19 protein-coding genes and 1 pseudogene are annotated in these 21588 nt (G+C 72.2%); 6 read left to right on the forward strand and 14 right to left on the reverse strand.

Annotation, left to right across the window (positions count from 1 at the left end):
- Positions 1-12: 12 nt before the first annotated feature.
- A complete protein-coding gene (gene glyS, locus E2170_RS07965; protein ID WP_133000157.1) occupies positions 13-2121 on the reverse strand; it encodes a glycine--tRNA ligase subunit beta in 2109 nt (702 codons plus the stop codon).
- A 4-nt stretch (positions 2122-2125) separates the two neighbouring features.
- Complete coding sequence (glyQ, locus tag E2170_RS07970) at positions 2126-3037, reverse strand: glycine--tRNA ligase subunit alpha (RefSeq protein WP_133000158.1); 912 nt, start codon at positions 3035-3037, stop codon at positions 2126-2128.
- A 111-nt stretch (positions 3038-3148) separates the two neighbouring features.
- Here glyQ and E2170_RS07975 point away from each other — a divergent pair, with 111 nt between their 5' ends.
- Entirely contained in the window at positions 3149-3877 is a 729-nt protein-coding gene (locus tag E2170_RS07975) for a glutamine amidotransferase (RefSeq protein ID WP_133000159.1), read from the forward strand.
- A gap of 68 nt (positions 3878-3945) precedes the next feature.
- The gene (locus tag E2170_RS07980; protein ID WP_133000160.1) at positions 3946-4842 is read left to right on the forward strand and encodes a hypothetical protein; all 897 of its coding nucleotides are present in this window, start codon (positions 3946-3948) and stop codon (positions 4840-4842) included.
- Positions 4843-4857: 15 nt separating this feature from the next.
- Here the strand turns inward: E2170_RS07980 and E2170_RS07985 are convergent, their stop codons facing one another.
- From E2170_RS07985 to E2170_RS08005, 5 genes are all read right to left on the reverse strand, one after another.
- Entirely contained in the window at positions 4858-5574 is a 717-nt protein-coding gene (locus tag E2170_RS07985) for an RDD family protein (RefSeq protein WP_133000161.1), read from the reverse strand.
- Entirely contained in the window at positions 5574-6326 is a 753-nt protein-coding gene (gene tatC / locus E2170_RS07990; RefSeq protein WP_133000162.1) for a twin-arginine translocase subunit TatC, read from the reverse strand. The genes E2170_RS07985 and tatC overlap by 1 nt, the downstream gene beginning before the upstream one ends.
- Positions 6313-6789: a Sec-independent protein translocase protein TatB gene (gene tatB / locus E2170_RS07995; protein ID WP_133000163.1), complete on the reverse strand. Its 477-nt coding sequence runs from the start codon at positions 6787-6789 to the stop codon at positions 6313-6315. Before tatB ends, tatC begins: the two co-directional genes overlap by 14 nt.
- 21 nt (positions 6790-6810) lie before the next feature.
- Positions 6811-7035, reverse strand: a complete 225-nt coding sequence (tatA, locus tag E2170_RS08000) for a Sec-independent protein translocase subunit TatA (protein ID WP_133000164.1) — start codon at positions 7033-7035, stop codon at positions 6811-6813.
- Positions 7036-7113: 78 nt separating this feature from the next.
- Entirely contained in the window at positions 7114-8049 is a 936-nt protein-coding gene (locus tag E2170_RS08005) for a lipid-binding SYLF domain-containing protein (RefSeq protein WP_133000165.1), read from the reverse strand.
- Positions 8050-8234: 185 nt separating this feature from the next.
- Between E2170_RS08005 and hemH the strand changes: the two genes are divergently transcribed.
- On the forward strand, positions 8235-9200 hold the full coding sequence (hemH, locus tag E2170_RS08010) for a ferrochelatase (RefSeq protein WP_133000166.1): 966 nt from the start codon (positions 8235-8237) through the stop codon (positions 9198-9200).
- The gene (locus tag E2170_RS08015; protein WP_133001126.1) at positions 9200-10042 is read left to right on the forward strand and encodes an alpha/beta fold hydrolase; all 843 of its coding nucleotides are present in this window, start codon (positions 9200-9202) and stop codon (positions 10040-10042) included. The genes hemH and E2170_RS08015 overlap by 1 nt, the downstream gene beginning before the upstream one ends.
- A gap of 7 nt (positions 10043-10049) precedes the next feature.
- Here E2170_RS08015 and E2170_RS08020 read toward each other — a convergent pair whose 3' ends face one another.
- The 5 genes and pseudogenes from E2170_RS08020 to E2170_RS08040 all read right to left on the reverse strand — a co-directional run bounded on the left by E2170_RS08020 (position 10050) and on the right by E2170_RS08040 (position 15333).
- Positions 10050-10565 (reverse strand): hypothetical protein, encoded by a 516-nt coding sequence (locus tag E2170_RS08020; protein WP_133000167.1) that lies wholly within the window; start codon positions 10563-10565, stop codon positions 10050-10052.
- 51 nt (positions 10566-10616) lie between these two features.
- Positions 10617-11420 (reverse strand): M48 family metallopeptidase, encoded by an 804-nt coding sequence (locus E2170_RS08025; protein WP_133000168.1) that lies wholly within the window; start codon positions 11418-11420, stop codon positions 10617-10619.
- Positions 11421-11487: 67 nt separating this feature from the next.
- Positions 11488-12393, reverse strand: coding sequence for a recombination-associated protein RdgC (locus E2170_RS08030; protein ID WP_133000169.1), 906 nt, complete (start codon positions 12391-12393; stop codon positions 11488-11490).
- A gap of 210 nt (positions 12394-12603) precedes the next feature.
- Positions 12604-13491, reverse strand: a pseudogene (gene ttcA, locus E2170_RS08035) (tRNA 2-thiocytidine(32) synthetase TtcA); the annotation flags it as partial.
- A 12-nt stretch (positions 13492-13503) separates the two neighbouring features.
- On the reverse strand, positions 13504-15333 hold the full coding sequence (locus E2170_RS08040) for a tetratricopeptide repeat protein (protein ID WP_165942201.1): 1830 nt from the start codon (positions 15331-15333) through the stop codon (positions 13504-13506).
- 215 nt (positions 15334-15548) lie between these two features.
- Between E2170_RS08040 and E2170_RS08045 the strand changes: the two genes are divergently transcribed.
- Both E2170_RS08045 and E2170_RS08050 read left to right on the forward strand, forming a co-directional pair.
- Positions 15549-17738, forward strand: a complete 2190-nt coding sequence (locus E2170_RS08045) for an Ig-like domain-containing protein (protein WP_133000172.1) — start codon at positions 15549-15551, stop codon at positions 17736-17738.
- A 156-nt stretch (positions 17739-17894) separates the two neighbouring features.
- Positions 17895-18110, forward strand: coding sequence for a YdcH family protein (locus E2170_RS08050; RefSeq protein ID WP_133000173.1), 216 nt, complete (start codon positions 17895-17897; stop codon positions 18108-18110).
- Positions 18111-18133: 23 nt separating this feature from the next.
- On the opposite strand, the gene bamE is transcribed toward E2170_RS08050, so the two are convergent.
- The gene (gene bamE, locus E2170_RS08055) at positions 18134-18739 is read right to left on the reverse strand and encodes an outer membrane protein assembly factor BamE domain-containing protein (protein ID WP_165942202.1); all 606 of its coding nucleotides are present in this window, start codon (positions 18737-18739) and stop codon (positions 18134-18136) included.
- A 147-nt stretch (positions 18740-18886) separates the two neighbouring features.
- The gene (plsB, locus tag E2170_RS08060) at positions 18887-21571 is read right to left on the reverse strand and encodes a glycerol-3-phosphate 1-O-acyltransferase PlsB (RefSeq protein WP_425477846.1); all 2685 of its coding nucleotides are present in this window, start codon (positions 21569-21571) and stop codon (positions 18887-18889) included.
- Positions 21572-21588 lie beyond the last annotated feature (17 nt).

A 21588-nucleotide genomic window follows, 5' to 3' on the forward strand; every position in this document is an offset into this window, starting at 1 on the left:
GAAGCGGCATCCTCAGGCCGAAAGCTGCCCCAACTCCGCGACGCCGCCCAGGCGCCTGGCCAGCCGCTGCAGCAGGGCGAGGCGGTTGTTGCGCAGCGCCGGATCTTCGGCGTTGACCATCACCGCGTCGAAGAAGGCATCGACCTCCGGGCGCAGGCGCGCCAGACGCGCGAGCGCCGCCACGTAGTCGCCGCCGTCCAGCGCCGGGCCGGCCTCGGCCCAGGCCGCCTCGACGGCGGACGCCAGCGCCTGCTCGGCGGGTTCGACCAGCAGCGCCGCATCGACCTCGTCGGCCACCGTGTCGTCGGCCTTGCGCAGGATGTTGCGGATGCGCTTGTCGGCGGAGGCCAGGGCCTCGGCCTCGGGCAGCTTCGCGAAGCTTGCGATGGCCTCGATGCGGCGGTCGAAGTCGCTCAGCGAGGCCGGGCGCAGCGCGGCCACGGCGCTGAAGTGCTGCGCCGGGACGCCGCGCTCGGCGTAGTAGCCGCGCAGGCGGTCGAGGACGAAGTCGTAGAGTTCGCCGGCCAGTGCGGCGGCGTCCACAGGTCGCGCGGCGTCGGGCAGGGCCGCGACCGCGGTGGCCAGCGCCGCCGGCAGGTCGAGCGCCATCCCGCCTTCGATGACCGTGCGCGCCAGGCCCAGCGCGGCGCGGCGCAGGGCGAAGGGATCCTTGTTGCCGGTGGGCTTCAGCCCCGCGGCGAAGCCGCCGGCCAGCGTGTCCACGCGCTCGGCCACGGCCAGCAGCCGGCCCAGCGGCGAGGGCGCGATGGCGTCGCCGGCGCCGCGCGGCTGCCAGGCCTCGTCGAGCGCGCTGGCCAGGGCCTCGCGGTCGTCGTGCGCCAGGTCGGCCAGGGCCGGGTCCTGGATCGCGTAGTAGCGGCCGGCGATGCCCTGCAGCTCGGGGAACTCGTTGACCATGCGCGACTGCAGGTCGGCCTTGGACAGCAGCGCGGCCTGGCGCGCCAGCGCCGGTTCGACGCCGGCCGCCGGTGCCAGCGCTTCGGCCAGCCTCGCCACGCGCGCGACCTTGTCGGCCACGCTGCCCAGCTTTGCCTGCCAGGTCACCGTGGCCAGGCCTTCGTTCATCGCCGAAAGCCCCTGCTTCATGTCCTCGACGAAGAAGAACTTGGCGTCGGCGAAGCGCGGGCGGATCACGCGCTCGTAGCCCTTGCGCACCTCGGCCTCGTCGCGGGAGACGATGTTGGCCACGCCGATGAAGCGTTCGGTGAGCCGCCCCTCGGCATCGAGCACCGGGAAGAACTTCTGGTTGGCTTCCATGGTCGCCACCAGGGCCTCCTGCGGCACCGCGAGGAACTCCGTCTCGAACGAGCAGGCGACCGCCACCGGCCACTCCACCAGGCACTCCACTTGGGCGAGGTTGCCGGCGTCGATGCGGGCCACGCCGCCGCCGGCGCTGGCCGCGGCCTGCACGCCTTCGACGATCGCGTCGCGGCGCTCGTCCGGATCCACCAGCACCTTCGCCGCGCGCAGGGCGTCGACGTAGTCGCCGGGGCCGCCGATCCACACCGGCTTGTCGTGCATGAAGCGGTGGCCGCGGCTCATGCGGTCGGACGTGATGCCGAAGGCGCTCGCCGGCACCACGTCCTCGCCCAGCAGCGCGACCAGCCAATGCACCGGCCGCGCGAACGCGTGTGCGTGGGCGCCCCAGCGCATCGGCTTGGGGATCGGCATCGCGGTGATGGCCTCGTCGACCACCGCCTGCAGCAGGTCGCGGGTGGCCGCGCCGGGCGTGACCGAGCGGTGCACGAAGCGCTCGCCCTTCTGGTCGCTGGTGCGTTCCAGCGCGGTCCATTCGACGCCGGCCTTCTGCGCGAAGCCCTGCAGGGCGCGCGTGGGCTGGCCCTCGGCGTCAAGCGCGATGTTGAGGTAGGGGCCGAGGACTTCGGAGGCCTGCTCGGGCTGGGTGGTGGCGACGTCCTCCAGCAGCACCGCCAGCCGGCGCGGCGTGTACAGCGGGCGGGCGCCTTCGGCGAAGGCCACGCCGCGGCGCGACAGCGCGCCCTGCACGCCGTCGAGGAAAGCGCGGGCCAGGCCCGGCAGGGCGTTGACCGGGAGCTCGTCGGTGCCCAGTTCGATCAGCAGGGGGAGGTGTTCGCTCATGGGGTCAGGCGGCCTGTTCGTTCGCGGGCTTCAGGGCGGGGAAGCCGAGCTTCTCGCGCTGGGCGTAATAGGCCTCGGCCACGCCCTGCGACAGCTTGCGCACGCGCAGGATGTAGCGCTGGCGCTCGGTGACGCTGATCGCGCGGCGGGCGTCGAGCATGTTGAAGCTGTGGCTGGCCTTCATCACCTGCTCGTAGGCGGGCAGCGGCAGGCCCAGTCCGACCAGCTTCATCGCCTCGGCCTCGCAGGCGTCGAAGCGGTGGAACAGCTCGGCGACGTCGGCGTGCTCGAAGTTGTAGGTGCTCTGCTCGACTTCGTTCTGGTGGTAGACGTCGCGGTAGGTCACCGGCGTGCCGTCGGGGCCGTGCGTCCACACCAGGTCGAAGACGTCGTCGACGTTCTGCAGGTACATGCACAGGCGCTCGAGGCCGTAGGTGATCTCGCCCAGCACCGGGCGGCACTCCAGGCCGCCGGCCTGCTGGAACCAGGTGAACTGGGTCACCTCCATGCCGTTGAGCCAGACCTCCCAGCCCAGGCCCCAGGCGCCGAGCGTGGGCGATTCCCAGTTGTCTTCGACCAGGCGCAGGTCGTGCACCTGCGGATCCACGCCCAGGGCCTTCAGCGAATCGAAGTACAGCTCGACGATGTTGTCGGGCGAGGGCTTCATCACCACCTGGTACTGGTAGTAGCGCTGCAGGCGGTTGGGGTTCTCGCCGTAGCGGCCGTCGGTGGGGCGGCGCGAGGGCTGCACGTAGGCGGCGTTCCACGGCTCCGGCCCGATCGCGCGCAGGAAGGTGGCCGGGTGGAAGGTGCCGGCGCCGACCTCGAGGTCGAGCGGCTGGACCAGCACGCAGCCCTGTGCGGCCCAGTACTCGTTGAGCCGCTGGATCAGCTGCTGGAAGGTGGGTGCGCTCATGCGTGCTCCGGGCCGGCGCGGCGGCCGCGCCGCCATGAATGGGGACGCGCTAGTATACCGGCCACGTCCGCGCGGCCCGCGCGGCGGCGGTGCCCCTTCCCGGTGTCGTGCATGAGTCGAAAACACCTTCCGTTCCTGGTCCTGGAGACCGGGAAGCCCGTCCCCGGCATGCGCCGCCACGGGCGTTTTCCCCACTGGATCCGCACCGCCGCCGGCCTCGCGCGCGGTGAGATAGACGTGGTCGACGTGCAGTCCGGCGAAGCGCTGCCCGTGCATCGCGGCCATGCCGGGATCCTGGTCACCGGCTCCGGCGCCATGGTCAGCGACCGCGAGCCCTGGAGCGAGCGCAGCGCCGACTGGCTGCGCGATGCCGTCCACGACGGTGCCTCGGTGTTCGGTATCTGCTACGGCCACCAGCTGCTGGCGCACGCGCTCGGCGGCGAAGTCGCGGACAACCCGCGCGGCATCGAGATGGGCACGATCGGCCTGGACCTGCTCGACGACGCGGCCGGGGATCCGCTGTTCAGCGGCCTGCCGGCGCGCATCCAGGCCCAGGCCACCCACGTGCAGAGCGTGCTGCGGCCGCCGGCGGGGGCGACCGTGCTCGCCACCTCGCCGCTCGATGACTGCCATGCCTTCCGCTGGGGCGAGTCCGCCTGGGGCGTGCAGTTCCATCCCGAGTTCAGCGCAGGCCACATGCGCGGCTACGTCGCCGCGCGCCGCGAGCGGCTGGCGGCTGGCGGCCACGACCCCGACGCGATCCACGCCGCGGTGCGCGCGGCCCCGGAGGCGCGTCGCGTGCTGCGCCGCTTCGTGCGCCGCGCCCGACGTCACGCCTGAGGCCATCAGTTAGGATGGCGGTGGGTGGCACGAGGCCATCCGCCAACAAATTCTTCCGGGGACACGGGATGACTACTCGCACGATGGGGCCGGCTTCGGGCTGGCGCTGGCTGATGAACGCGGTGAACCTGGGCGGGAGCAACCCCAAGGCGATCTTCGGTGGTGCGGCGCTGATCGTGCTGCTGGTGTTCGTGGCCGCGGTGGTGCTCAGCGTCGCCGCGGCCGTGCTTGCCCCCACCGGGGCGGGCCCGGCGCAGTTGCTGCTCAGCCTGCTGATCACGGCCCCGTTGCTGGTGCTGATGGCCGGCCTGCTGGTCGGCTATCTGCGCCTGATCGACGCGGTGGAGAACGGCCGGCCCGCCGCCCCGACCCAGGTGCTTTCGGGCTTCTCCGACCGCGGCGCCTGGCTGCGCGCGATGGGGCTGCTGCTGGTGCTGGCCGTGCTCCAGTACGTGCTGATCGGCGGCGCGGTGATGCTGGTCGCGCCGGAGGCGGGTCGCTGGTACGTCGAGAACATGTCCGCCACCGAGCCGGCCGCGCTGCCGCCGGGCTTCGGGCGCGCCTTCGCCGTGGCGATGGTCGTGGGCGTGCTGGTCTACGCCGCCCAGGCCATCGGCCTGGGCCAGGTCGCGCTGCGCGGCCGCGGGGTCGGCCAGGCGCTGGCCGACGGCGCCACGGGTGCCATCCGCAACGTGCTGCCGCTGGTGGTGCTGATGCTGCTGGGCCTGGTGGCGATGTTCGTGATCGGCATCGTGGTCGGCCTGCTGGCGATGCTGTTCGCCGCGTTCGGCAGCGGCAGCGGCGTCGTGATGGTGCTGGCGATCGTCATCGGCGTGCCGCTGTACCTGGCCCTGGTGCTGGCGATGATCGTGGTCAGCTTCGGCGTGATGTACGCCATGTGGCGCGACATCTGCGGTGACGCCGGCGGCGATGCACCGCGTGGCCACGACCACGTCGCGGCCTGAGGCCGCGGCTCAGGCTCAGCCCCAGAGCGCGCGCTCCAGCGCCACCTGCAGGCCGGCGGCGAGCACCGCGCTGGTCCAGGCGGTGGCGTAGAGCGCCGCCGCCGCCACCGCCGCCAACCAAGCGGTCGCCCACGCCGGCATCCGCGCCGGCGCGGATGCATCGAGCACCACCCGCGTGCCGCTGATCCGGTCGTGCAGCGCGGCGAAGGCGGGCGGCATCGCCGCCATCAGGTGGCCGATGTTGAGGCTCAGCCACGACAGGCTGCCGGCCAGGAAGCGCAGCAGCACCCGGCCCGTGCCCGCGATGCCGCCATCGGCCGCCACCACCCGCAGGCCGAGCGCGCGCTTGCCGGGCGTGGCCCGCAGCCGGGAGCGCTCGAAGCCCACGCACCAGGCCAGGAACAGCGCCACGAACACCGCCAGCGGCGGCCCGCACAGCGCGAACAGCGCGGACTGCAGCCCGCCGGCGGCCGCGCGCAGCGCGGCATCGTGCATCGCGGCGCGCACCGTCGCCATCAGGGTGGCGACGCCGGCCATGTCGCCGGCGTCGGCGGCCAGCAGCGTCCCGGCCATGCGCTGCGCCGCGGCATCGGCCAGCGCCGCCCAGGCCGAGGCCGCCGCCGTGCCCGCGGCCCGCAGCTGGTTCCAGCACAGCGCCAGCGCCACCAGCAGCACCGGCAGCACATCCAGCGACCAGGCCGCGCCGCGCCGCCAGAAGCCGGCGGGGCGCATCAGGCCTGGCCGCTGTCGCCGGTCGCGGCCCCGCGCGGGGCGAGCAGCCGCGCGGCGAGGATCCCGGCCTCGTACAGCAGGCACATCGGGATCGCCAGCATCAGCTGCGAGACCACGTCCGGCGGAGTGATGATCGCGGCGAGGATGAAGATGCCCACGATCGCGTAGCCGCGCGCCTCCTTCAGCTGCGCCGGCGTCACCCAGCCCATCAGCACCAGGATCACCAGCGCCACAGGCAGCTCGAAGCTCAGTCCGAAGGCGAGGAAGATCACCAGCACGAAGTCGAGGTAGGCGTTGATGTCGGTCATCATCGCCACGCCCTCGGGCGTGACCATGGTCAGGAAGCCGAACACCGAGGGCAGCACGATGAAGAACGCGAAGGCGCAGCCGGCGTAGAACAGCACCAGCGAGCTGGCCAGCAGCGGCAGCGCCAGGCGCTTCTCGCGCTTGTACAGGCCGGGCGCGACGAAGGCCCAGGCCTGGTACAGCAGCCAGGGCATGCTCAGCACCACCGCGGCGAAGAAGGCGAGCTTCAGCGGCGCGAAGAACGGTGAGGCGACCTCGACCGCGATCAGGTGCGCGCCTTCGGGCAGCTTGTCCACCAGTGGCTGCGACAGCCGCGCGTAGAGCTTGTTCGCGAACGGCAGCAGCGCCGCCAGCGCCACGCCCAGGCCCACGATCCCGCGCAGGATGCGCGAGCGCAGTTCCAGCAGGTGGTCGAAGAGGTGGCCCTCGCCCTCAGCGCCGGCCATCGTCGTCTCCCTGGTCCGGGGGCGGGGTGCCGGCATCGGAGGGCGCGTCCAAGGATGCCGGACCCGCCGCGGTCGCCGGCGGGTCCGCGGCATCGATCGCGGCATCGGCGTCCGTTTCGCCAGCGGTCCCGGGTGAAACCCCTTCGAGGTCTTCGCGCAGCGCGCGGAGTTCGCTGCGGGTGTCGGCTTCGGCCTTGCGCGCGCTGGCGTCCAGGTCGTTGACGGCGTCGCGCGCCTGGCGTTCGAAATCGGTGGCGGCGGTGCGCGCGGCGTCGAGGTTGCGCTTGAGTTCCTCGGCGGCGAGCTCGCGTTCGAGCTCGGACTTCACCGAATACCACTGCGCGCGCGCGCGCCGCACCCACAGGCCGGCGAAGCGCGCGGCCTTGGGCAGGCGTTCGGGGCCGAGGACCACGAGCGCCACCAGGGCGATCAGCAGCAGCTCGCCGAAACCGAGGTCGAACATGCCCGGACGCCCGCGCCGGGATCAGCGCTCGACGGAGTCGCTGTCGCGCTCGGCCTTGCGCTCGCCCTCGCGGGTCTGGTCGCCGAGCTGGCCGGCGGGCTTGTCGTCCTCGTCGGCCATGCCCTTCTTGAAGCCCTTGACCGCCTCGCCGAGGTCGCGGCCGGCGCCGCGCAGGCGCTTGGTGCCGAAGATCAGCAGCACGACCACCAGGACGATGATCCAATGCCAGATGCTGAAACTGCCCATGCCGCGATACCTGGATGTGTTCGGGGCTTCAGGATAACAGTCGCCCGCGACGCTGGCCGCGGGCGAAGGTCATGCCCTTCAGTCGATCGGGTCGGGCAGCGGCGCCGGCAGGTCGTCGGCGGGCAGCGGCTCCGAGGTCACCGGGGACTGGTCGACCGGTTCGAAGGCGCTGGGCGCCTGCGCGGGCTCCGGGTTGCTGCCGATCGGCGCGGTTTCGACCAGCGGCGCGCTGCCGGTGGCCGGCGGTGCCGCGTCGCGGGCCGGGGTGGCCGCGGCGACCTGGCTGCTGCCCTCGGTGCCGCGGTTGGCGCGCGCCAGCGCGGTGGCCTCCTCGAGGCTGTCGCGGAAATCGACCACCGCCGTCGACGGCTGGCCCTGGGCGCGGCCCTCGAAGATCATGCGCGGCGTGGTGTCGCGGCCGTAGGCGGCCTCGTTGGCCGCGTCGTCGATCGACAGCACGGCGCCGTCCAGTGCGATGCCGGCGAACAGGCCGCGGGCGCGCGACCACGACCAGATCTCGGCCTTGAGCTCGCCGTCGGTGGCGGTGGATGCGTTGCGGCCCACCGGGCCCGCCGCGACGCCGGCATCGGCGCCGAGGGTGAACTTGCCGTTGACGATCGACTCCAGGCCGCGCTCGCTGCGGAACACCAGCACCACGTCGGCCGACTGCACGCCGGCCTGGAAGCCGATGCTGCCGCCGGTGAGCTTGACGAAGCTGGGGTTGGACCAGGTGCCGTCGGGATTCTTCACCGACATCAGGCCGTGGCCGCGGCGGCCGCCGATGACCAGGCCGGCCTTGATGGTGTCGGGCACGACCACGATCGCGCGACCCTCGTCGAACAGCTTCTCCGGGATCGCCGATTCCGGGATCGCCTGGATGTCGGTGAGCACGCGCACCGCGTTGAGCGCGCGCGCGTCCTCCTGCGGGCCGGCGACGGCGGGCGCGGCGGCCAGCGCAAGACCGAGCGCGGCGGCGAGGACGGGGATGCGGAGCAGATGGCGCTTGGCAGGCATGGGGAACTCCGGAACGGAATGCGTCTGGAAGGATGCGGCGCAGCGGACGCGATGTCGACCGCCGCGCGGGGCCTTCAGGCTATGCGCGGCGCGATGAATCCGCGGTGAGCCACGCGTGCCCCCGGCCGTACCGGACCGTACACTGGTGGGCCGATGCCCCCCCGCAGACCGCCAGCGCATTCCCGATGACCGACGATTCCCCGCGTCCCCGCGACGTCCTGCTGCTGGCCAACCTCGGCACGCCCTCGGCGCCGACCGCGCCGGCGGTGTCGCGCTACCTCCGCGAGTTCCTGTCCGACCCGCGCGTGGTGCAGCTGCCGCGGCTGTTCTGGCTGCCGCTGCTGCGCCTGGTGGTGCTGCCGCTGCGCTCGCGCCGGGTCGCGCACAAGTACGCCGAGATCTGGATGGACGAGGGCTCGCCGCTGGAGGTGCACACCCGCCGCCTGGCCGAAGCGGTGCGGCCACTGCTGCCCGGCGTGCGCGTCGAGCACGTGATGCGCTACGGCGAACCCGCGCTGGCGCGCCGCCTGCGCGAACTGCGCGCGGACGGCGCCCGTGTGCTGGTGCTGCCGCTGTACCCGCAGTACTCCACCACCACCACCGCCTCGGTCGGCGACGTGCTCGCGCGCGAGCTTCCCGGCGCGCGCATGGTCGACGACTACCACGTCGACCCGGGCTGGGTGCAGGCGGTGGCCGCGTCGATCCGCGCGCACTGGGCGCGCCACGGCCGCGGCGAACGGCTGCTGTTCTCCTTCCACGGCATCCCGCAGCGCGTGGTCGACCAGGGCGATCCCTACGAACGCCAGTGCCACGCCGGTGCGCGCGCGATCGCGGGTGCGCTGGGCCTGGCCGACGATGCGTGGCAGGCCAGCTTCCAGTCGCGCTTCGGCGGCGGCAAGTGGCTGCAGCCCGCGACCGACGCCACCGTGCGCGCGCTGGCCGGCGAGGGCGTGAAGCGCATCGACGTCGCCTGCCCCGGTTTCTCCGCCGACTGCCTGGAGACGCTGGAGGAGATCGCGATGCAGAACGACGGCTTCTTCCGCGAGGCCGGCGGCGAAACCCTGTCCTACATCCCCTGCCTCAACGACGATCCGGCGCATGCGCGCGCGATCGCGGGCATCGCGGCACGGGAGTTCTCGGCATGGACGTGATGCGCGACTTCGAACTCGCCCTGCCGATGGGCACCGTGCGCGGCCTGCGCACCGGCAGTGAAGGCGCGCCGCGGGTGCTGGCCCTGCACGGCTGGCTCGACAACGCCGCCAGCTTCGTGCCGCTGGCCCCGCACCTGCCGGTACTCGACCTGGTCGCGCCCGACCTGCCCGGCCACGGCAGCAGCGACCACCTGCCGCGCGGCATGGACTATTCCTTCGCCGGCGCCGTGCACACCGTGCTCGACGTCGCCGATGCCCTGGGCTGGGAGCGCTTCAGCCTGCTCGGCCATTCGATGGGCGCGGGCATCGCCAGCCTGGTCGCCGCCGCCTGTCCGGAGCGCATCGAGCGCCTGGTCGCGATCGAGGCCCTGGGCGCACTGGCCGAAGTGCCGGAGCGCACCGTCGAACGGCTGCGCGAAGCGGTGGCCGCCACCCGCGCCCTGCCGGGCAAGCGCTTGCGGGTGTTTCCTGACATCGAGCCCGCGGTGCGCGCGCGGATGAAGGCCAATGGCCTCACCGAAGACGCCGCGCGCCTGCTGGTCGAGCGCGGGGTGGTGGCGGTGGACGGCGGCTGGTGCTGGAGCAGCGACCCGCGCCTGACCCTGCCGACCATGGTGCGCATGACCGAAGCGCAGATCGAGGACCTGGTGGCCGGCATCGCCTGCCCGGCGAAGGTGCTGTTCGCCGATCCGGCCCAGCCCTACCTGCCCGATCCGGTGCGCCGCGCGCGCGCGGCCCTGCTGCCGGCGGGCGAACTGGTGGTGCTCGACGGCGGCCATCACCTGCACATGGAGCAGCCGCGCGAGGTCGCGGCCGCGATCGGCGGCTTCCTGTCGGTCTGAGGCGCGGCTACTGCCGCTGCGCCTGCTCGCGCAGCTGGATGCCGATCATCAGCTGCTCGTCGCCGTGGCGGGTGAAGGTGTAGGCCGCCTCGCGCCCGTCCCGGCTGAAGCCGAGCATGGCGCTGTCGGCCTGCTGCATCGCCATCGTCTGCGACCAGCCCTTGTCCTGCATGGCCGTGCGCGCGTCCTCGAACACCGTTGCCACCGCACCCCGGGACTGCAGGTTCAGCAGTCGCGCGCCGCCGACGTCCATGACGCTGCTCACGCCGTAGTCCGCGGGCAGGAACAGGTCGTCGGGGAAATCGGCGGGCAGGGCGATGCCCTCGCCGGTGACCACGCTCACCTCGTCGGCGCCGCTGCCGGCGCTGATGCGCAGCCGGTTGCCGTCGCGGTCCAGCTGCACCTTCTGTCCGCTCGCGCGCTCGATCGCCGCCTCGGTGGCGGCATCCGCGGCTTTCTGGCAGCCGGCCGCCAGCAGGATGATGGCGGTGGCGGCGAGCAGCAGCGGAAGGCGGTGGCGCATGGGTCGGTCTCCGGGCTCCGGCGGCATGGAACCCCGACTCCTGTAACGCCCTCAGGCGGTTGGACCGGCCAGCAGCCTCAGCATCGCCTTCAGGCGACGGCCGTGTTCGCGGAACCAGTCGCGCTCGTCGCGCCAGTCGGGGCTGCGGGCCTCGACCTCGGCCCAGAACGCCGGCGAGTGGTCGGCGTGGACCAGGTGGCAGAGTTCGTGCACCAGCACGTACTCGAAGGCCGAAGGCCGGCCCAGCACCAGCGACAGGTCCAGGGCGAGGGTGCCGTCGGGTGCCAGCGAACCCCACTGCGAGGACATGGCCTTGATCCGGATGCGCGCCGGCGCGCGCGGCAGGCCGGGCAGGTAGCGCGGCAGCCAGGCGCCGACGTCGGCGCGCGCCTCGCCTTCGTAAAAGTCGCGCAGGGCGCGGCGCAGCGCGGCGTCGCCGCCGCGGCCGGTGTGGCGGAACACCAGGCCGTCGCCCTCGCGCAGCACGCAGGCATAGCGGCCCGGCTCCCAGCGCAGCGGCAGCATCGCGCCGCGCAGCGGCAGCGCCGCGGTCACGCCGCGTTCCAGCGGCGCGACCAGGTCGTCAATGGCGTGCGCGCGCAGCTGCGCGGCCAGCCAGTCGCGGTGCTGGACCAGGAAGCGTTCACCGGACACCGCGCTCGCGCGCGGCGGCAGGGTCAGGCGCGCGCCGCGCTCGTCGACCGACAGGCGCAGGCGCCGCGCGCGCGGGTCGCGCACGCGCACCACCTCGACCTCGGTGCCGTCGTCCATCGCGAGCGCGACGGTGTCGCGCTGGATGTTGCGGGGGCCCGGTGCGTCGGACTTCGTGAGCAGCAGGCGGAGCAGGGACGACATGGTGCGATTCTACCGGCGTGGCCGCGGGCGATGCGCATCCTTGCGCGTTACGTTGGACTTGCCTTGTTCAGGCATCCACGCGCGAGAGCTTCAGCGCCGGCTCCAGGATCTCGAACAGGCGGCGCACCTCGGCCGACATCAGCGCAAAGCGCGCGTCGAGCTCGGCGCGGATGTCGTCGCGGTCGTTGCCTTCCAGCTGCTCCACCGCGCCGTCGAGGAACTTGAGCTTGCGCACCACAAGGTCCTCGCCGAGCACGAACGAGACGTGGTCGTCGAGCACCAGTGCCAGGCGCGTGACCTGCTTGCCGGCCTCGAGGTGGTGGGCGATCTCGTCGCTGCCCAGGTCCTGGCGCTGGCACTTCACGATCGCGCCGGTGTCGTTGCCGTCCTTGAGCTCGCACTCCTCGCCCAGCGACAGGCCTTCGGGCAGGGGTTCGCCGGCGATCCAGCCGGTGAGCACGCTGCGCGGCGCGACCTCGGCGTTCGCCGGCAGCGCCGGGAAGCTGCCCAGGGCCTGGCGCAGCGCCGAGACCACCGCCTCGGCGTTCTTGCGCGAGGAACTGTCGACGATGCAAAGGCCGTGCTTCAGATCGAGCATGGCGTCGGTGCGCGAGGGGCGGACGAAGGCGCGCGGCAGCAGCTCGTGCACCAGCTCGTCCTTGATGCGCTTGCGGGCGCGGCCGCCGGGGCGGCGGCCTTCACGCTCCTCCACCTCGTCGAGCTTGCGCGCGAGCATGTCGTTGACCACCGCCGCCGGCAGCAGCCGGTCCTCGCCGCCCATCGCCACCCAGGCGGCATCGCCGACGCGGTGCGAGAACGCTTCGGCGTCGCGGCCCAGCGCCGGCACGAAGCCGTGCGAGGACAGCTCCAGCGGCCCGACCGGCTTGAGCGGATGCGATGCCAGGGCTTCTTCGAGGCCTTCGAGGTCGAGCGAAACGGGGAAGCGGAACAGGGTCAGGTTGCGGAAGAACATGCGGAATGGATGCCGTGATGGGGAGGGAGAGTCAGCATGGGCGCGCCGCTGCGCCGCCGACGCGCGGTCGGCCCGCGCGGGCGGGTCGGGGACTGCGGGGCTGGCGCATCAGGCGGCGTCGCCCGGGCGCGTCGGGACCTGCGCGGTGGCGACCTGCGACGGGTCGGAGTGCTCTGCGTCGGCGGGCCGGTTACCGGCGTGCAGTGGGCCAGCGTGCGTCGCGTCGTGGGGCTCGCCGGCCAGCCAGCGGTGGGCGTCGGCGACGGCCGCGGATTCGCGGTGGCCGAGGCCGAGGAAGTCGAACAGCTTCGGGTCGGCCAGCTGCGAGGGCCGGATGTCGCCCAGCGCGCGCGCAATCTGGTCGATGCGCCCGGGCGTCTCGCGTTCCCACTGCGCCATCATCCTCTGCACCTGCTTGCGCTGCAGGTTCTCCTGCGAGCCGCAGAGGTTGCAGGGAATGATCGGGAAGTCCTTCGCCTCCGCGTAGGCGGCGATGTCGTCCTCGCGCACGTAGGCCAGCGGGCGGATCACCACGTGCCTTCCGTCGTCGGACAGCAGCTTCGGCGGCATGCCGCTCAGCTTGGCGTGGAAGAACAGGTTGAGGAAGAAGGTTGCCACCATGTCGTCGCGGTGGTGGCCGAGCGCGATGCGGGTGTAGCCGTGCTCGGCGGCATACGTGTACAGCGCGCCGCGGCGCAGGCGCGAGCACAGCGAGCACATGGTCTTGCCCTCGGGCACCACCCGCGACACCACCGAATAGGTGTCCTGCTCGATGATGTGGAAGTCGACGCCGAGCGAGCGCAGGTAGTCGGGCAGCACGTGCTCGGGGAAGCCGGGCTGCTTCTGGTCGAGGTTCACCGCGGTGATCGAGAACGACACCGGCGCCTTCTTCTGAAGCTGCAGCAGGATGTCCAGCATCGTGTAGCTGTCCTTGCCGCCGGACAGGCAGACCATCACCCGGTCGCCGTCCTCGATCATGCCGAAGTCGGCGATCGCGCGGCCCACCTGGTGGCGCAGGCGCTTGCCCAGACGCTGCGCCTCGTGGGCGGCACGGCGGGCGCGGGGGGCGGGTTCGGCGAGGGGCAGGACGATGCTCATGGACCGGTCATTCTACCGGCTCGCTTCGGCGCCCCGTGCGGCCACCTCGGTGGCGGTGCCGGCGCGCGCGGACGCCGCCGTCGGCGCGGACTGGGCCGACGCCGGGCCGGGGCCGCAGGCCTGCGCGACCGCATCGGGGCGTGTCCACTGCGAGCGCAGGCAATCGGCTTCGGTCACCAGCGGATGTCCGGCGCCCAACCGCCCGCGGTGCCGGGCGTCGAATCCCGCCAGCAGGTCGCCGGCGCGCGTGCGGTCGCCGAGGGCGAAGGCCGTCCGCGCCCAGCGCAGGCTGCGCAGGCCGGCCATGCGGTCGTCGCCCTGCGTCCCGGGACCGTGCAGTGCCGACTGCAGCCGCTCGCCCGCGGTGCGGTGGTCGCCCGACATGGCCTCGGCCCAGGCCAGGTCGGCCTCCGCGCGCAGCCTGAGCGGATGGTCCGGCGACAGCCTGGCCTCCCAGGCCCGGATCTGGCCGCGCAGGATCGCGGCCGCCTGCGCCCACTCGCCGCGCCGCAGCCTCAGTTCGGCGCGCCAGGCCTGCGGCATCTGCGCCTCGACCTGGTCGCCGCCCTGGTTCTCGGAAAAGAGCGCATGCGCGGCCAGCAGCAGGGTTTCGGCGCGGTCGTAGTCGCCGAGCTCCACCAGCACGCTGCCCAGCGAGTTGTAGGCCCAGGCGGTCCAGGTGCTGCGCTCGCCGCCTTCGCGCGCGATCTCCAGCAGGGCGAGGAAGTGCTGCTTCGCCTCGCGGTGGCGGCCGAGGGCACGCTGGGCCAGCCCAAGAGCCCACTGCAGCTCGCCCGACAGCCGGGGTGCATCCACGAAGGCATCGTCCCGGTGCAGCGGGAGCAGGATCGCCAGCGCTTCGGCGTGGCGCCCCTGCTCGCTGCGCAATTGCGCCAGCTTGAGCTGGGCCAGTGCCTCGCGGTCCCGGCCTCCGCGCGCCTCCGCGAGCGCCGTGGCGCAGACCGCCTCCGCCTCCTCGAGGCGATTGCTGATCCGGTACACGTCGCACAGCGCGGTCCCGGCCCGGACCAGCGCATCGACGTGCCGTTTCCCGAGCGGCCGGTACAGGGCGCGGGCGCGTTCGAAGGCCGCCGCCGCTTCCGCATACCGGTCCTGGCCGAAGCGGATGGTGCCGAGCATGTGCTGGACCGCCGCCGCGGCGACGGGATCTTCGTCGAGCCTGTGCATGGCGCTGTCGGCGGCATTGTCGATCGCCGTCTCGAGGGTCGCCGCGGGGCGCGTGCGTCCGTCGCGATAGGGGTCGGCCTGGCCGAGGATGTCGCGTGTGACGAAGTCGAGCATGGCCTGATGCCGGGTCGCCGCGTCCTCGGCGGCCTGCCGCGCGCGCTCGGCGGAGGCGTACATCAGGGTCGTCGAGAGCAGCCCGAGCACCAGCGCTGCGGCGATGCCGAGGTGGCGGCGGCGACCGGCGGCCTGTGCCCGGGAGGCTGGACCCGGCGCTGCCGGGACGCGGCCTTCCTCCCGCGGCGGGGCGTCGCCGTGGGCTGGATCGTCCGTCGGCGCGGGTTCGTACTGCGCATCGAGCGCCAGGCGGTAGCCGTAGCCGTGGATGGCGCGCAGCGCCTGCCCATCGGCACCCAGCGCCTGCCGCAAGCGGCCCACGGCCTTGGACAGCGAGTTCTCCGAAACCACGCGACCGGGCCACCCGGCTTCCAGCAGCTCGTCCTTGCCGACGACCGCGCCGGCCTGCCTCAGCAGGGCCAGCAGCACGTCGTGGCAGCTGCGGTCCAGGTCGATGCGTTCCCCGCCCACGACCAGCCGACCCGTGCGCTCGTCCAGCGTGGCGGCTCCGAAGCGCCAGACTCCCTGCACCTGCTGCATGGCCACGGCCCCCCACCGTGTTGCGTCGGGCGACAGCTTGGGGCCTTCCGGCAGGCTCCGCAACGGCCGCCACGCCGCGGATCCAGGGCGGCCGGGGCGCCGATTCCGAAATTTTCCGAATCTTTCCAGCCCCGGCAAAGATTGCCGCCCCGTCGGCGCGCCACCCTCGGCCGGCGGCCCGGACGGGCCGTCACACATACAGACAGGGGAATGCAATGCACGCGAAACGACGCAGGAACGGACCCGGCTCCGCCTGGGTGCTGCCGCTCGGCCTGCTGGCGGCCGCGCCGGCGCTGGCGGTCACCACCATCGATGCCCAGGCCGACCTGGCCGTCACCGCCGAAGGACGAGTGGTGCTGGTGGATGTTCTGGCCAACGACCCCGGGACCACCCCGGGCTCCGCGCTTTCGATCCACACGCGACCGGCGAACGGTACTGCGCGCGTGGTCAAGGGACGCCTGGAGTACACGCCGGCGCCCGGCTTCCAGGGGCGTGACAGCTTCAGCTACCTGGTCAAGGGCGTGCGCAGCCTCGGCACGGCCACGGTGACGGTGGACGTGGGCCGCGCCCTGGTGCTGCGCGGCAAGGTGACCGACGGCCCGATCGCCAACGCCGAGGTCCAGGCCTCGGTCGATGGCCACGTATTCACTACCCAGGCCGATGCCGACGGCAACTACGGTCTCGAGATCATCGGCGTCGACGGCGGCATGGTGACCCTCGGCGCACAGGGCAGTGGCGACCAGGCGATCGTCAACTTCGTCAGCATCGTCGGCGGCTTCGACCGCCTGGCGAGCGAGGCCGGCGACGACGGCGAACTGAGCCGCGACGAGAACAACCAGGTCCAGGTGACCAATGTCAGCACCGCCCAGGCCTACCTGATGGAGGTCGCCGCCGGCGGCGTCCCGATCACCGACGACGCCGCACTCGAGGTCGCTCGCGAAGCGATCGACAACGGGCAGCTGCTGACCGCTTCGGCCGCGATCAAGCTGGCGGTGGACGGCGGCTTCCCGCTGCCCGAGGGCACCACCGACACCCTGGCGCTGCTCAGCAATCCCGGCGCACTGGAAGGCTTCCTGACCGAAGTCGAGGAGCAGGCGCCGGGCGCGCTGGCCGAAACCATCAACGAGATCGCCAGCGATCCGAACCTGACCGTGCCCATGGCCGCGGACGATATGGTCGGCACCTACACCCTGGTCCATGACCTGGGCGTGCCGGGGACCGTCAACACCGGGTACATCCAGGGTTCGCGCATGACCCTGGATGCCGGGAGCGGTGGAGAGATGGTCGGCCCGTCGCCCAACCACGATCCATCGGTGACCTGGAGCTTCGATGAGGCCAGCGGGCGGGCGGTGGTCGTGCCCAACAGCCCCTTCGTGCTGGTCAGCTACGAGATCATCGACGGCATCGGCCAGGTCCGCCGCTTCGACGTCACTTCGCGCTACGAGGTGGCCAAGCTGTTCGAGGGCAACGGCCGTGACACGCTGGCGGTGACGACGACCACCGACTACAGCTATCCCGACAACCCCGGGATCCCCGGCGGTTCGCGCACGGGAACGGCCACCAACATCGGCATCCGCGACGGTGCCGGCTCCTGGCCTTTCACCACCGGGGAGATCGCGGGAACCACGCGCAGCATGGCGATTTCGGACACGGCCTATGCGAACAGCAACTACAACGGCTCGGAGCTTTTCACCTTTGCCGCCGACGGCACCGGCAGCCGTGCCGATGGTCCTGCGTTCGACTGGGACATCGACGAAGCCGGCCGGCTTCGCGTGGTCTACGGCGACGGATCGACCGGAGCCTACGCCCGCGTGAGCAGCGACGGCCGCGGCGCGGAAGGCCTGGCCTTCGACTGGACCTCGGCCAACGGCAACCGCAGCGCCATGCTGCAGATCTCGGCGCTGGCCGACGGCTTCACGTTCGATGCAGGCACGGCACAGGCCGACTGGATGTCGGGCCAGAGCATCAGCCGGACCGCCTACCTCGCCAGCGATACCGGCTTCCATATCCTGCTGCGCGCCGGATACCTGGGGTGGACGCTCAGCCTTTCCGAAAGCGGCATGTGGCCGGTCCCCGCGGGCTGGACGGTACAGGGTGGAGTGATGGACCTGACGATGTACCGCAACGGCAGCAATGAGCCCGTGCACTGGTGCCAGGTCGGCGTGGACGGCTGCTACATCAACATGGTGCGTCGCTGGCGCCCGGTGGCCTCCGACGGCAACCGTATCCATGTGATCGAGGAGTTCCTCTGGGATATCGACGGCGACGGCGACCTCGACGTCACCAACCAGCGAGGCAACTTCTACGACAGCGGCATCGCCGTCCCGTTCGCGCCGCCGCGGCTGGACGTGCCGAAGGCCGTGGCCCGTCCGGCGACGAAGCCCGACACCCGATCCGGCCGCTGAGCGAGACACTGCCGTGGCCAGGCCACCGGCACGGCACGGCGTGGCGGTCCCCCCCGGGGGGGACCGCCCGCGCAGGTAACGCTCCGCGGGAAGACAGCCGCGTCTTCGCGCCCCGACGCGATGCCGTTGCCGCGCCGGGCGTGTAATCTCGGGGCGATGCAGCCCGTCGATCCCGCCGAACAAGCCCGTCTCGCCCAGCGGCTCGTCGAGCTGCGGATCGAGCACCGCGACCTCGATGCCGCGATCTCGCGGCTGCAGCTGGATCCCGGCGCCGACGAACTGATGGTCAAGCGCCTGAAGAAGCGCAAGCTCCAGCTGAAGGACTGCATCGAGCGCCTGGAATCGGCGCTGATTCCCGACGAGCCGGCCTGAGGCCGGCCCGCGCGGCAGAGGATTCAGGGCAGCCAGATCTTGCGCCGGGCGAGGACGCTGGCGCTGATGCCCGCCACCCGGCCGTCGCTGCCGAACTCCACCTGCACTTCGTCGAAGCTGCTCAGCCAGTAGCGCCAGACGTCGGCATCGAGGTCGGGATTCTCGCTGCTCACCGGCCAGCCCAGCGCCATGCGCACCTGCTCGCGGGTCATGCCCTCGGTGATGCGCGCCGCGGCGATGGCCTCGCGGATCTTCTCCGGGAAGCCGGCTGCGACCACGCGAGGATCCTCGGCCACGACGTAGCGCGCGGCGAACGCGGCTTCCGACAGATCCCGGCTGTAGTGGTTCTCGAGCACGTAGCGCTCGCTGCCGGCGGTGAACCTGAGCTTGCGGCGGGTCTGCCCGGTCACCGTGACCGGTGTGCCGTAGGGCAGCAGGTCCGAGCCGTCGCCCTCATAGTTGATGTCGTAGATCTCGTCGCCGAAGGCGATCATGTTGCAGCAGAGGAAGCCGCTGGTTCCGCTTCCGGATCCGGCCACCGGCTTGGCGCGGCCCTGTGCGTACGCCGGTGCGGTGGCGACGGCAAGGACCACGGTGGCCAGGGCGAGGGCAAGGTTTCTCGAGCGCATGGGATGTTCCTGTCGGATTGCGGCCGGACCCGCCGCGGACGTTGCTGTTCGCAGGAGGCGCTGCGCTTCTCCCCCTGGGCGCCCTGTCCCCCCATGGCGCCGCGGCATTGTGCCGCAGGCCCGAGCCCGCGCGTCACTACCGGTGCGTCAGCCCTTTGGCAAGCCCGGGTTCTCTCCTTCCCGCGCCGCCTCGGGGCTGATCTTCTCGATCGTGTGCCGCAGCTCGCGGCCGAGGATCACCTTCGCGTCGCGCGCGAACGTGGCCAGGCGCTCGTCGAAGGCGAGCTTGCTGTTGTGGTCCAGCTTCACCAGGCCCAGTTCGCGCAGCTTCTGGATGAAGCCGCGGAACAGCGCCTTGTCGAAGAACTCCGGCGCCGCCGGCGCGTACAGCAGGCTCAGCCGCTGCGCGGCCAGCTGGCACAGGCTTTCCAGTTCGCCGGCGCCGAGGGTGCCCGAACCGTTCTTGGCCAGCACCGAGATCGCGATGTAATAGCGCTCGAAGGCCTGCTGCAGCGGATGCCCGATCGCACGCAGGCGGAATACTTCGTCCGACTGCCCCGCCTGGCGGGCGATGATGCCGCCGTCGTCCTCGCCGACCTGCTCCAGCAGGCCTTCGCGGATGAACAGGCCGATGGTGGCGTCGATGCGCGCCGCGAAGCCGTCTTCGTCCCAGGGCAGGAACAGCTCGCCCTGCAGGAAGGGATACATGGCCCGGCCCAGGCGCAGCAGCGCGTCGCGCGACATGCGCCGGTTGTGCAGGAAGCAGCAGGCGATCCAGGCCGAGGCGGTGAACAGATGCACCACGTTGTTGCGGAAGTAGGTCAGCAGCACCGAGGTGTCGCCGTCCACGCGCAGCACGTCGCCCAGCGGGTGCGCGACGCGGTGCAGTACGCCGATCTCCTCGCCGTGGGCGATGATCTGCGCCGGCGAGTGCGGGGTCACGGTGACCAGCGGGCTGTAGGGCACCTCGGCCAGCAGTTTCTTCGACAGCAGGATCTGTGCGGTCAGGTCGCCCTCGCCCATGGCGTGCTTGGGCGTGGACAGCAGGGCCAGCGCCAGCAGGTTGATCGGGTTGACGTCGGCGGCGCCGTTCACGCGCTCCTGGATGCGCTGCGCGGTGGCGTCGACGGTGGCGGCCAGCCAGTCGGGCTTGTCCTCGTCGGGCAGCGGCTTGCCGTCCCAGGCCCCGGCATGCTCGGCAAGCACGTCCGACAGCGCGATCGGCTCGCCGAAGTTCACCACCACCTGGCCGTAGTTCTGCCGCAGCACCTTGGGGATGCCCCACAGCAGCGCCCAGATCGATTCCTTCTCCTTGGGCTTGCCGGAGAGTTCATCGAGGTAGCTGTTGCCCTCCATCAGCTTCTCGTAGCCGATGTAGACCGGCTGGAACAGCACCGGGCGCGTGGGCTGGCGCAGGTAGGCGCGCACGGTCATCGCCACCATGCCGCCCTTGGGCTGGAGCAGGCGGCCGGTGCGCGAGCGCCCGCCTTCGATGAAGTATTCGATCGAATAGCCGCCGGCCACCAGCTGCGCGACGTATTCCGTGAACACCGCCGAGTACAGCGCGTTGCCGCGGAAGCTGCGGCGGATGAAGAACGCCCCGCCCTTGCGCAGGATGGTGCCGATCACCGGCAGGTTGAGGTTGATGCCGGCGGCGATGTGCGGCGGCACGATGCCGCGGGTATAGAGCAGGTAGCTCAGCAGCAGGTAGTCCATGTGGCTGCGGTGGCAGGGCACGTAGACGACCTCGTGGCCGGGCGCGGCGGCCTTGAGCGGGTCGAGGTGGTGCACCAGCACGCCGCGGAAGATCCGGTTCCAGACCGTGGTCAGCAGGAAGCTGGCCGAGCGCACCACCGGGTGCGAGTAGTCGGCGGCGATCTCGTAGGCGTAGCCATGGGCCTTCTTCCAGGCTTCCGCCCGCGCCTTGTCGCCGGCGCCGCTCTCGCGCCGCGCCTGGTCGGCGATGGCCTCGCGCACCGGCGCCGAGGCCAGCACCTTGTCCACCAGCAGGCGGCGGGTGGACAGGTCGGGGCCGATGATCGCGGCGCGGATGCGGTTGAAGTGCGTGCGCAGCAGGCGAGAGAGCTTGCGCACCTCGCGCTCGGGCTCCAGGCCCTCGGCGACGATGTCGCGCAGGGCCACCGGCGGCGAGAAGCGCACCAGGGTGTCGCGGCCGTTGAGCAGGATCGCCAGCAGGCGGCGGAAGCGGCCGACCAGCGCCCAGTTCTCCGAGAACAGCACCGAGAACCAGCCGCTGTTCTTGTCCGGGGCGCGGCCGACGAAGATCGACACCGGCACCAGCTGGACGTCGAGCACGGGATCGGCGCGGTGGGCCTCGAGCAGGCGGGCCAGCGAATCGGAATGGCTCCTGTTGCGCTTCGGCCTGCGCTGGGTGGCGATCTGGGTGGCCAGGGCCAGCGCACCGGCGGTACTGCGCCGCGACAGCGCCACGTAGGCACGCCTGCGGCCCAGCGGATCGCCGGCCAGCGGCACCAGCGGCGAAGGCAGCCCGGCCTCGCGGCAGGCGCGGTCGAGGATCAGGGCATTGGAGAGGCCGTAGTCCTCCAGCACGTAGCAGACCGGGCGCTCGTCGATGGCTTCGCCGGGGCCCTGGGGCTCGATGCTCAGGCCGATCCAGGGCGAGAGCAGGCGCCCGGCCAGGCGCGCCCACCAGGGCCGCGCGCGCCGGCCGCGGCCGGGGCGCGGGTCGGCCGCGGGTACCGTGGCGGCGATGTCCGCCTCGCCATGGCGCACCGGCGCCGAGGCGTCGTCGTCCTGGGCACCGTCGGGGCGGGGTTCGAACAGGGAAGGTTGGGTCGGCATCGTCGGCATTATGCCCAAGCGTGGCG

Source organism: Luteimonas arsenica, from assembly GCF_004352825.1.
Classification (GTDB): Bacteria; Pseudomonadota; Gammaproteobacteria; order Xanthomonadales; family Xanthomonadaceae; genus Luteimonas; species Luteimonas arsenica.